Source organism: Anaerolineae bacterium, assembly GCA_014360855.1.
Lineage (GTDB): Bacteria > Chloroflexota > Anaerolineae > JACIWP01 > JACIWP01 > JACIWP01.
On sequence record JACIWP010000087.1, the window covers coordinates 1 to 11400 of the forward strand.

The 11400-nt window shown below is 69.0% G+C and carries 9 protein-coding genes; all 9 read right to left on the minus strand.

Annotated elements, in window-relative coordinates:
* Window positions 1-16: 16 nt before the first annotated feature.
* Window positions 17-1510, minus strand: a complete 1494-nt coding sequence (locus H5T60_06445; protein MBC7242067.1) for a polysaccharide deacetylase family protein — start codon at window positions 1508-1510, stop codon at window positions 17-19.
* Window positions 1507-2712: a hypothetical protein gene (locus H5T60_06450; protein ID MBC7242068.1), complete on the minus strand. Its 1206-nt coding sequence runs from the start codon at window positions 2710-2712 to the stop codon at window positions 1507-1509. Before H5T60_06450 ends, H5T60_06445 begins: the two co-directional genes overlap by 4 nt.
* Window positions 2713-2725: 13 nt before the next feature.
* Window positions 2726-5842 carry a hypothetical protein gene (locus H5T60_06455; GenBank protein MBC7242069.1) on the minus strand — a complete coding sequence of 1039 codons (3117 nt, stop codon included), beginning with the start codon at window positions 5840-5842 and terminating at the stop codon, window positions 2726-2728.
* Window positions 5843-5887: 45 nt separating this feature from the next.
* Window positions 5888-6556 (minus strand): acetyltransferase, encoded by a 669-nt coding sequence (locus tag H5T60_06460; protein MBC7242070.1) that lies wholly within the window; start codon window positions 6554-6556, stop codon window positions 5888-5890.
* Window positions 6553-7227 (minus strand): sugar transferase, encoded by a 675-nt coding sequence (locus tag H5T60_06465; protein ID MBC7242071.1) that lies wholly within the window; start codon window positions 7225-7227, stop codon window positions 6553-6555. The genes H5T60_06460 and H5T60_06465 overlap by 4 nt, the downstream gene beginning before the upstream one ends.
* A gap of 32 nt (window positions 7228-7259) precedes the next feature.
* A complete protein-coding gene (locus tag H5T60_06470) occupies window positions 7260-8411 on the minus strand; it encodes a glycosyltransferase family 4 protein (GenBank protein ID MBC7242072.1) in 1152 nt (383 codons plus the stop codon).
* 13 nt (window positions 8412-8424) lie between these two features.
* A complete protein-coding gene (locus H5T60_06475; GenBank protein ID MBC7242073.1) occupies window positions 8425-9537 on the minus strand; it encodes a glycosyltransferase in 1113 nt (370 codons plus the stop codon).
* Entirely contained in the window at window positions 9527-10705 is a 1179-nt protein-coding gene (locus H5T60_06480; protein MBC7242074.1) for a glycosyltransferase, read from the minus strand. The genes H5T60_06475 and H5T60_06480 overlap by 11 nt, the downstream gene beginning before the upstream one ends.
* A 1-nt stretch (window position 10706) precedes the next feature.
* Window positions 10707-11400: hypothetical protein (locus tag H5T60_06485; protein MBC7242075.1), on the minus strand; the 694-nt coding region annotated here is incomplete at its 5' end.

Below are 11400 nucleotides of genomic sequence, written 5' to 3' on the forward strand. Positions count from 1 at the left end.
CAGCGTCGCTGCGCCCCTACTCCACCGGCGGCGCCTGCTCCCGCCACCAGCCGGCCACCTCGCGCAGTGGCGCGATCCACGGCCGGCGCGCCCGCGCCATCTCCACGATCTCCCAGAACAGCGTGCCCCAGCCAGGCAGATCCGCCTCGTCAAGGGTGGCGTTGTGCCACAGCAGGGTGAAGCATCCGCCGACGCCGGCGACATGCGCCAGCAGGGCCTCCGCCGCTTTCCGGGCCTCCGCCGCGGAAAGCCCCCGATAGGCGTACAGCGCGGCGTCCATCAGCGTCAGTGGAATCTCCAGGCAGGGATAGGGCCGGCCCCGGCGAAAGTCATAGGGGAAAAAGGGGAAGGAGAAGCCGGCGCGGCCCCCCTCCCGCTCGGCGAAGCCCAGCGACGAGTCATAGACAAAGCCCTGCGCGGCGCACATCTCCCAGGATGCCGGGATATCGAAGCGTAGGAAGTGGTGGCGCTGGCCGGCGACCGGCCCGACGATTTCCTCCAGCATGCGCCGCTCCCTCTCCAGGCGCGGTGGATCGCCCAGGGTGAGAAAGCTCCCATGCAGTGCCACCTCATGGCCCAGCTCCGCCGTGCGCCGCACGATATCGGCCGGCCGGCCCTTCGGCCTCAACCGGTAGCCGCCGTCCTGCGGATGGGCATGGTCGGCCAGGAAAAAGTAAGTGGCGCGGATGCCGGCCTCCCGCTCGCGCTCCGCCAGCTCCAGCACGTTGTCGTGGGGATTGGGCCTCTCTCGGAGGCCGTGCAGGGTCTCGTTCAGCCGGCGCAGGGCACCGGCCGGCCCGCCCACCCGCCAGGCCTGGCGCAGGTATCCCAGCTCCCCGACGATGCGCCGCGGGCGCCATTTGCACAGGGAGTCAATGTCGTGCGTGACGCAGAAGGCGAAGGGCGCGCCGCCGGGCCAGACCGGCCGGCGCGGCAGTTTTCCGCCGGCCAGCCCCTCCAGCATATCCCGCAGGAGCATCATGTACCCGTCCACCACGTGCATATCTTCGGCACAGCCGGCGAACCAGGAGGCGGCATAGCGGAAGCGGCCCCAATCGTCGCGCCCGCCCTCCGCGTACTCCTCCCATCGGCTGAGCACCCAGAAGGCGGCCGCCGGCAGGTCTGCCGGCAGGATGAGGCATCGTTCGCGGCGGGCCTGTGCGAGCCAAACCGAGGCATCCCATTCCGCCGGCCCGCCGAAGGGGAGCGGCCAGCGCCGGCCGGCATGGGAGATGTAGGCAGGGGGCGGGGGTTGGCCGGCGCCGGCCCGGCGCCGGATCTCCGCCGCGGTCGGGTCGGCGCGGATGACCAGCGCGCCGGCCGGCAGTTCGTCCGGGGGCACAGGGAGATAGGCGATGCTCGCCGGTGGTGCGCCGGCGGGGGGCCATTCGGCGCACCAGTGATAGGGGATGCCGGCGGCGCGCAGGAGGGCATCCAGCGCATAGCGGATCTCCGGCGCGATGGGATGGTCGGCGGGGATATAGAGCGCAACTGCGTCGGCCGGCATCATGGCTTCTGCTCCTGCAGTATCCGATAGACGTGCACTTGATGGGGTGCGAACACATCGCTCCAGGAACCGTCTCGCAGTTCGATCTCCCGCTCCTCGAACACGACGGTGAGCCTGGTCTGGGACGCCGGCACTCCCTGGAAGACCGCCTCCAGCTCCTCATCGGCCAGGTTCACCGCCAGCAGGTAGCGCGCGGCCTCGTCCTCATAGGCGCGGGCGGCCAATGCCGGCTCCCGCACTCTCCCGAAGCTGGGAACGCTCTGCGGCCCGCGGGTGATGCGCCATGCGAACGGCGCCTCCGCCAGCGGATGAAGGAGCGCCGGCTCCAACGTCCGCAGTTCGGCAATCGCCCCTTCCCAGGCCGCGAGCATGTCCGGATAAGGCAGGGCATATTCCAGGGAGTACCAGTCAATGCCGCTGGCGCCGGCGATGAGGGCGGTATAGGCGTCGGCGCGCACGGCGGTCGCGTCGGGGTGGCCGGCGTACGTGCCGGCGGTATCCCCATCCTGGAACGCCTCGGCGTCGAAGAACTGCGGCACGGCGATGACCCCTTTGCCGGCGCGCTGAGCGGCCAGGCCGGCATTGTGCACCCGGGTGTAGAGGGCGGCGCGGGGGATGCGGTAGTATTCGGGATAGGCGCCGGCAAAGATGAGGTCGCAGATATCGGTCCAGCCGGCGAAGTACTCCTCTGTCGCTCCCTCGGCCAGGTATACCCCGATGGGATGGCGGCCGGCGTCGTGCTTCTTCACCAGCTCATACAGCCGCTTCCAGCGCCCATGGTCGGAGGCGCTTTTGGGCTCTTCCGGCAGGTACCAGAGCTGTAGCGCGGGATGGGACGCCAGCGGCCCGAGATACGCGGCGATATCTTCCTCTTTGGCGTTCAGGAACGATGGGGAGAGGGAAACCCGGACGCGCAGGCCGAGGGCGTGGGCGGCGTCCATGTAGGCGAGGGTGGCTTGCAGTTCCGCCGGCGGCATGGCCACCACGCGCACGCCGGCCGCCGCGGCCCTCGGCAGAGCGGCCGGCGCGACGCCGTACGCGCCCAGGTACAGGAAATCGGCCGGCGCCGGCGTGACGGTGGGCTGGCCCGGGGACGTCGGGGGCGCCGGCGGAGTGGGAGTGGCCGGCGGCCAGATGGGCTGGCAGGCCCACAGGCCGGCCAGGGCGATGCAGGCCAGCAGGCCGGCCAGCCCGATACGCGTCATCGAAGCCCCTCCGTCATGGCTGTATCAGCGGGAAGAGCACCTGGGTCACGGCGAAGGCCCATACCCCGACCCGCTGTCCCTGTTCGTCAATGTACCATACGTCAGCGGAATCGCCGGCGGACAGGATTCGCCCGGCACCCGGCCCGACGGCGAAGGCGCCGGCGTCATCGCTCCAGCCGTAGACGGTGTACGTCGCCGGCCCGATGTGGAAATCGAGGCGCACCGGCCGTGCCGGCGGCACGATGCCGGCGACGCGATTCCCCGGGATATCCAGCAGTGCATGGATAGGGGCGATGGGCACCTGGATGACGAGCCGGCCGTTATCTGCCTCCAACACGTCGCCGGGCCAGATATCCGCGCCGAACTGCCCTTCGGCGCGGAAGACGCGCCCGTTCGCTGGGTTGGCCGCCACGGTCTTGACCTCCTTGACCGCGCCGGCGGCGGAGCGCAGGGTCATGGTGACGAGCCGGCCGGGTTCCGTCCACAGCTCCGCGTTGTCATAGGTCTGATGGACGGCGAGGCGCAGGGCGGACTGCAGGATGCCGATGCGGTGGCCGGCGGGATTGCTCTGTTCCACCAAGACGCGGTCGCCAGGCTGTAGGTCCAGACTGCCGGCGTAGTCCATGGTGAAGATGCCGGCGGCGTCGCTCTGGCCGGCGCGTTTATCCCAGTTCCCCAGCTCCGGCGGGTGCTCCACCCAGATGGACAGCTCGGCGTTCGGAAGCCCATGGGTGGTCAGGCGGTCGCCGAGCGGGTCAATGTCCACCGAGAGCGCGTCCACCGGGATTTCGATGGTCTGTCGGCCGTCGGAAAGGCGCACGCGGTCGCCGAACAGCACTTGGGCCGGCAGAACCGTCCAGGGCAGGTAGCTGTAGCGGTCCGCCAGGGCCATCTTTGTCGCCTTCAGCGTGCCGTCGGGGCCATGCAGGGTGATGGTCACGGGCGCGCTGTAGTCCAGCCCCACGCCGTAAACGGCGCTTTCGGTCTGGTTGATGGTGATCTGCGCGGCGTAATGGTCCACGAGCATCCAATCGCCGTCGGCGTTCTGCCACCAGACGCGGAAGCGGTCGCCGGCGCGTATGCGGACGATATCATCAAAGGGCACGCCATAGGCGCCGCCGGCGTCGGCCTGCGCCGATTTCTGGTACAGGGTTTCCTCGCCAGTGAAGGGATCGCGGCGGATGATCTCGGCCAGCACCACGCTGGAGGCCGGCGCCTGGCCGGTCAGCAGGTTCTGGGTGGGGTCGGCGCGGGCTGAAAGCGGCGTGAGCCGCAGTTCCGCCCGCCGGCCGCGACAGCACTCGATGACGACCAAATCGCCGTCGCGCAGTCCGCTGGCCGGCCACCAATCCGCGAAGCCGGCGGGGTTGGCGTGCACGTTCGTGCTTTCTTTCAAGGCCCCGCTCCCGTCGTAGAGGGAGAGGGTCGCGTCGCTGTTGCGGTCGAACCAGCTCAGCACGCGCCCCTGGCGGGTGTTGGCGGCCAGCGCCGGTTGGCGGAACTTGAAGTAGTTGATATTGCCGTTGGCATCCGTGTAGTATAACGAACCGTCATCGCCGTCGCGCAGGTCATAGTCCGTCAGGAGTATCTCGGCATCGCCGGCGGCGTCCGTCTGGAAGTTCAGATAGACGCTCTCCGCCTGCTGGGTGGAGTACCAGCCGTACAGCCGGGCGGAGGGTGGCCCATGTACGAGGAGCCGATCGGTGTCAATCTCCACTTGGGCGGTGAAATCCAGCACCTCTACGGTAGTGGTGACGGTCTGGCCGGCGACGCGCACCCTCTGGCCAGGCATGACGTCGTGATCGAAATACGTCTCGAAACTGCCGGTGTTCTCGTGGGCCAGGACGGCGCGCTCCTCCAGCAAGGCGCCGGCGGCGTCCAGCAGTGCCACCCGCAGTTCCTCGCCGGGATCCGCGGCACCCTCCACCCGGTCGTAGTATTGGTCCACCAGCACGTGCCGCGGGCGGACATATATCTCAGTGGCGCTGAAATTGTCGCCGACGGCGACCCAAAGCTCGTCGCCGGCCTGCAGGTCCACGATATCGCCGAAGGTGATGCGGAAACTGCCGGCGGTGTCGGCCGTGGCGTGCCGCACGTACCACTCCACGCCGGCCGGCCCGGGGTGGCTGACGACGACGCGCACGCGCCGGCCGGCAGGCGCATGTCCGCTGACCGTGTCCGTTGCGAGGTTCACGCTGGCGTCCAGGGCCAGCACCGGCGCCGTGACAGCCTGCGTGGTGGTGACCACTACCCGATCGCCGGGGATGATGTCCGCCGGCGTCCCTTCCCCGAAGATGAGGATGTAGCCGCCGTCCGTGAGGTTCGTGGTGGCGCTGGCCAGGCCCTTCAGCTCGCCGGCCGCGGAGTACAGCGCGCCCTCGACGATGAGGCCGGGCGCATCATACCCGACCACCTCATCATACTGCGGGCGAACCTTGGGCCCCGGGGCAAAGGCGTTCTTTTCCATCCAGAGGTCGCCGGCGGCGAAGATGACGCGCGCCATATCCGCCGGCAGGATATCCACGCGGCCGGCGAAGCTGACGCTGTAGGCGCCGGCGAAATTGGAGGTCAGCGTGAGCTGTTGTCCCTGCACTGTGACGAACACCTGCGTATAGGGCAGTGCGGTGCCGAGGACCCGGTCCGTGGGGATATCGAGGGTGGTGGTCATGGGCGGGACCACGGCGCGGAAGGTCTCTGCGCCGGTGGTGATGAGCACCTCGTCGCCGGCGCGGATGTCGGCCGGCTGTGCACCGGTCCCCTTGATGCCGCCGGCGTAAAAGGCGCCCTGGAAGAATCCCTTGCCGTCGGCATCCACCAGATCATGGCCCTTTTCCTGTTTGGCCGGGTCCAGCAACTGCATGGACACCGCGGCGCGGGCGCCAACAGTGCCATATACCCGGTTGTATGTCTCAGCCACGTAGATCTCGTGGAACGATGCCGGCGCCATCCCTCCCGACGGCGGTGGCACGGCCGGCAGGCGCGGCGGGGTGAGGGGGGCTTCCTCGGCCGGGGGTCCGGAAAGCTGGCCGGCCGGCATGCCCCATACGGCGAGCAAGACTGCCAGGACCAGCAGGACAGCGACGCCCACTGCCAGCAATCCACGCCGAACAAGGTCACTGCGTCCGTTCATTTGTCACTTCCTTTCTGGTAACTGCGCGAGCACCGGCAGGTGCGGTCATTCCTCTTCCCAGGCCGGCGTGAAAAAGCGCAGGACGCGCCCCGGCACACCGACGACCACCGCGTTGGCCGGCACATCCTCCACGATCATCGCCTGTCCGCCGATGACCGCGCCGCTCCCGATGGTCACGCCCTGACGGGTGGCTGCGCCGATGCCGAAATCCACTCCATCACCGAGCCGGCTTCCGCCGGCGAGGAGGGCGCCCGGGGCCAGCGTGCAGTATGCGCCGAGCTGGACATCATGTCCGATGAAGCACAGGTTGTTGATAACGGTAAAATCCCCGATGCTGGCGCGGTTTTCCACCACACAGCCGGCCAGGATCACCACTCCCAGGCCCAACCGTGCCCGGGAGGAAAGGTGGACGGCCGGGTGGACCAGCGAGGTGAAATGCAGGCCGCGGCGGAGCGCTTCCTGGACCATATGCCGGCGGCTGCGCGGGGCACCGATGGCGGCGATGAGAGGGATATCCCGCCGGCCGGGCGCCTCATCGAACCAATCCAGCCCGCCCAGCACAGGGAGATCGTCGATCTCCTGCCCCCACAGCGCGGTATCCGCGTCGATGTAGCCGATAGGTTGGATATCCTGGCCGGCGCGCTGACAGGCCTCAATGCCGTCCAGGACCTCGCGCGCCAATCCGCCGGCGCCCAGCAGAATCACCTTGCTCATACCTTCCCGTCGTCCGAAGGGGTCTCGGCCGGCTCCAGCCGGGATATCTCATCGCCAATGCCGGCATCGTCCACGCCGCGCGCCGTGAGGACGGCCGGCAGGGTCCGCAGGAGGATGACCAGGTCCAGCCAGAGGGACCAGTGCTCCACGTACCATATATCATACTCGATGCGCTCGGGCCAGGTCAAGGACTTGCGGCCGTGAATCTGGGCCCAGCCGGTCACCCCCGGCAGGACCAGCAGACGGCCCTTCTGCCGGGGGGTATAGCGCAGTACCTGGTACGGCAGGGTGGGGCGCGGCCCGACAAAGCTCATCTCGCCCTTCAGGATGTTGATGAGCTGGGGCAGTTCATCCAGGCTGAGCTTGCGCAGGAGCCTGCCGACTCGGGTGATGCGGGGGTCATCCGCGCGTGTGTGTACCCCCAGACCGATTTGCTCGGCGTTCACCACCATGGTGCGGAACTTATAGATGCGGAAGAGCCGGCCGTCCTTGCCGACGCGCATCTGGCGGAAGAAGACCGGCCCGGGCGAATCCAGCCGGATCAGCAGAGCGATGAGCGCGAACAGCGGCAGGAGGATGAGCAGGCCGATGAACGCCAGGATGCGGTCAAAGATGGCCTTGACGAGCCGGCCGGCCGCTCCGCCGGCGGCGCGCACCGGCACGTTGTCCATGGTGACGATGTATTCGCCCTCGCGCATTTCCGTCATTTCCACAATCCCTTCGCCTGCAGGATATCTCGGTAGCCCTCTTCCAGGCGCTGAAAGACCAGCCGCTCGTCGAATTCCTGTTGGACGCGCTGTCGGCCGGCCTCCCCCATCCTGCGCCGCAGATCCGCGTCGCCGGCCAGCCGGCGCAGGGCCTCCGCCAGCGCGCCGGCGTCCGCCGGCGGCACCAGCAGGCCGGTCTCGCCGTCCACCACCAGCTCGCGACAGCCGCGGATATCGGAGGCGATGACCGGCAGTTCCATGGCCATGGCCTCCAGGATGGAGCGCGGCATGCCTTCGGAGAGGGAGGGCAGGACGTATATATCGGCGCCGGCCAGCAGGCGGGGAATATCCTCGCGATAGCCGGCAAAGACCACATGGCGTTCCAGGCCGGCGTCCCGCACGAATCCCCGCAGGGATTCCTCCAGCGGCCCGTCTCCCACCAGCAGGACGCGCAGGCGCTCGCGCTCCTCCCCCATCTTTTCCAGCGCCCGGAGCAGGTAGATATGGCCCTTGCGCTCGATCATAAAGGCGACCATGAGGGCGACAATGTAATCCCCGTCGCCGAAGAATGTCTGGCGCAGAAACTGGCGCTCCCAGGGCCGGTCCCAGCGTGTGATGTCGAACGCGCTCAGGTCAATGCCGTTGCCCAGGTAGCGAACGCGCGCCGGCGGCATCATGCCGCTGGCCAGCACGTACTCGTAATCCTCACGGCTCTGCAGGAAAAGCAGGTCCGTCCAGCCGGCGGCCAGGCGTTCCAACCCTTCGAAGAGCCGGCGCTGGAGGGGCGGCATGTTCTCATGGAAGAAGAAGCCGTGCGCCGTGTGGGCGACCACCGGCACGCCGGCCAGACGCCCTGCCAGCCGCCCGACGAAGCCGGCCTTGGAGGTGTGCGTGTGCACCAGGTCATAGCGCCGGCGGCGGAACAGGCGCGCCAGTTCGATGGCGGAGCGCAGGTCGCGCCATGGCTCGATGCGGCGCGAGATGGAGACATTGTGCACCACGAAGCCGGCCTGACGCAGTGCCGGGGTGTGAGGGCCGGCGCTGGCGATCATCTCCACCTCATGGCCGCGCGCCAGCAAATAGCGCACCTGCGGCAGTAACAGCGCCTTCAGGGTGATGTCCACGGTGGCGACATGGGCGATGCGCATGGTGTGCGTTCCCTCAAAACTGGTCGTAGAGGTCCAGCAGACGCTCGGCGGTCTGTCGGATGTGGTACGCTTCTTCCACCCGCCGGCGGGCCTGCAGGCCCAGACGCCGGCGCTCGTCCGCCGGCATGTCCATCAGCAGGGCCATGGCGTGGGCCAGCGCGTTCGGGTCGGCCGGCGGCACCAGCAGGCCCTCTTCCCCATGGCGCACCACCTCGGGGATGGCGCCGACCCGCGTGACGACGGCCGGCTTGTAACAGGCCATGGCCTCCAGCAGGGCCATGGGCAGGGCCTCCCATTTCGACGCCAGCACGAAGGCGTCGCTGGCCGTCATCAGCACCGGCGCATCGGAGCGCGCCCCGAAGAAGGTCACCCAGGGGGTCAGCTCCAGCGCGCCGGCCAGCTCCTCCAGCGCCGGGCGCAGGGGCCCGTCGCCGACGATGAGCAGGCGGAAGCGCCGGCCGGCGTCGGCCAGCAGGCGCGCCGCCCGCAGCAGATGGGGCAGGCCCTTGGGCGGGGCCAGCCGGCCGACCGTGACGAAGGCGAAATCGTCGGGGGAAAGCCCCCAGGCCGCCCGCTGGGCCGGCACATCCACCACCGGCGGGAAATCCTCGACGGCGATGCCGTTGGGGATGACCGTGACCCGCCCCGGGTCATATCCCGTCCAGTCCACGAAGCGCGCCTTCGCAATTTCCGCCACCGCCACCACATGGTCGAACTGCTTCGCCAGCCAGCGGTCGAACGGCCGCATAATGGCCATTCCGCGCCGGCGGTTCCAGATGCTGTGCTCGGTGTAGATGAGGGGCCGGCGGCGTCCCATGCGGTTGGCCAGCGCGGCGTAAAGGTTGGCGTAAAACAGGTGGCAGTGGATGATGTCCGGCTGTTCGCGCTGTAGGACGTCCCGCAGGCGCCAAACGGCGCGCAGGTCATAGGGCACGGAGACGCCCAGCTCGTAGACCGGCATGCCCATGGCCTCGATCATGGGCATGAACTGGCCGCCGGGCAGGACTGCGGCGACGGCAAACTGATAGCGGGATTGGCCGCGCCACTGCCGCAGGAGGTAAGCCAGCACCGATTGGGCGCCGCCGACCCGCAAAGAGGCGATGACGTGCAGGACCTTACGCGGCATGGAGCGCCTCCTCGAAGATGGCGAGGGTCTTCTGGGCTACGGCGTGCCAGGTATAGCCGGCCAACGCGCCGGCATATCCCCGCTGGCCCATCTCCTCCGCCTTGTCCGGATGCTCCAGCAAATAGCGTGCCGCCGCGGCGAAGGCCGCCGGCGTTTCCTCCTCGATGATCAGCCCGCAGTCCCATTCCCGGATGATCTCCGCCAGGTTGGGCACCTGGCCGGCCAGCACCGGCCGCGCACAGCCCAGATAGGCCCACAGCTTGAGCGGGCTGGCGCCGACGCGCCGGGCGTTGCGGTCGGCGCGCAGTTGGGCCACGCCGCACTCCGCCGCGGCAATGTACCATGCGGCGCGCTCCGCCGGCACCTCGCCGGCGAAGATGACGCGTGCGCCGATGCCCAGTTCCTCGCACCAGCGCATCATCTGCGGCCGGGCCACCCCCTCGCCGACCACCAGCAGGTCCACGTCCGGCACCTGGCCGGCCAGCTCCGCAAACCCCTGCGCCAACAGGTCCAGGCTGTGCCGCGGCGTGAGCTGGGAGACGAAGGCGATGTAGCGCCGGCGTGCATCCAGCCCCAAATAGCGTTTCGCCTCCTCTTTGGGCCGCGGGAAGAAGACCGCTGGGTCGAGGCCGTTGGACACCACCCGACAGCGCGCCGGCTCCACGCCGTGCTCGTGCACCAGCAGGTCGCGCAGTTGGGGGGTCACCGGCAGGAGCCGCCACGCCAACCGATAGGACCATCGTTCGATGATGCGGTTCAGGCGCGCCAGCCGCCGGCGCCATTCCCCCTGCCATTCCAGCTCGCCCGACTTGTCCTCGTTGACCTCCACGGCCGCCGGCCGGCCGAGGAGCCGCGCCAGCACCAGATGGGGCAGGAGCAGATGCCCGCGCAGATATACCACCTGCGGACGATAGCGGAGCACAGCGCCCAGGAACCACCAGGGGCTGAGCAGGTGCCAGATGAAGGTCCATTTGCGGATGTCCCGGCCGGTAGGGACGTAAATGGTCTGGAAGGGCAGGGGTGTGCTCGCCGGCAGTATGCCCGGCAGGATGCATCGCACCTCTGCTCCGGAGCGGGCCAGCTCGGAATACAGGCCGATCACATGGGCGGAAGCGCCGTCGTGCCGGCCCAGCGGTACCTGCGCAAGCCCCAGGATGCGCATGCTCATCTTACGCCCCCTCATCCAGCAGGGCGCCGGCCTCGGCCAGGGTGCAGGACTGCGTTCCCGCTTCCCGCAGGAGGGTGAAGAAACGCTCCAGTTGGGCGATCAGCCGTTCCACCGCCGCCGGCGTGCGCCAGTACGGGCTTCCGCCGGGCATCAGCTCACTGGAATGGAGCATCAGCACCCCGAAGGGGAGGCCCAGGCGCGCCGCTTCCTGCCACACGCGCAGGAGATGACGCTCGTCGCGGCGGGGGCTGGGCCGCAGCCAGAGCGGCTGGGGGCCGGGCCAGGTCAGCCGCATCAACCGGCCGGCCAGGGAAGCATTCAGCCGGCCGTACCGGCGCGCCAGCGCCGGCCAGCGATGGAAGATCTGCCGGGTGTATACCATGGTCAGCGGAATCTCCCATAGCGCCAGCCTCCCCGGCCGGCAGATGTCCGCCTCGTCGGGATGGTATGGCTCCAGGGGCGCGGTGGTGAAATCTGGCCCGCCCAGCCGGTGCCAGGAGAGGCCGGGCGTGACCGATGAGTCCACCCGATAGCCCTGCTCGACCAACAGGCCGGCCAGGGGGGCGTGCATGCCGAAGCGGCCGGCGCGGAACGATACCGGCCGCCGGCCCAGCGCCGCTTCTATTTGCCGGGTGAGCGTCTCCAGCTTGGCCCTCAGCAGAGGGAGGGGGAGCTGGCTGGGGAAGGTGTGCTGG

Coding starts and splice junctions, on each gene's coding strand:
- H5T60_06460 (MBC7242070.1), bottom strand. CDS start 6,556: ATGAGCAAGGTGATTCTGCTGGGCGCCGGCGGATTGGCGCGCGAGGTC.
- H5T60_06450 (MBC7242068.1), bottom strand. CDS start 2,712: ATGACGCGTATCGGGCTGGCCGGCCTGCTGGCCTGCATCGCCCTGGCC.
- H5T60_06445 (MBC7242067.1), bottom strand. CDS start 1,510: ATGATGCCGGCCGACGCAGTTGCGCTCTATATCCCCGCCGACCATCCC.
- H5T60_06480 (MBC7242074.1), bottom strand. CDS start 10,705: ATGAGCATGCGCATCCTGGGGCTTGCGCAGGTACCGCTGGGCCGGCAC.
- H5T60_06465 (MBC7242071.1), bottom strand. CDS start 7,227: ATGGACAACGTGCCGGTGCGCGCCGCCGGCGGAGCGGCCGGCCGGCTC.
- H5T60_06475 (MBC7242073.1), bottom strand. CDS start 9,537: ATGCCGCGTAAGGTCCTGCACGTCATCGCCTCTTTGCGGGTCGGCGGC.
- H5T60_06470 (MBC7242072.1), bottom strand. CDS start 8,411: ATGCGCATCGCCCATGTCGCCACCGTGGACATCACCCTGAAGGCGCTG.
- H5T60_06455 (MBC7242069.1), bottom strand. CDS start 5,842: ATGAACGGACGCAGTGACCTTGTTCGGCGTGGATTGCTGGCAGTGGGC.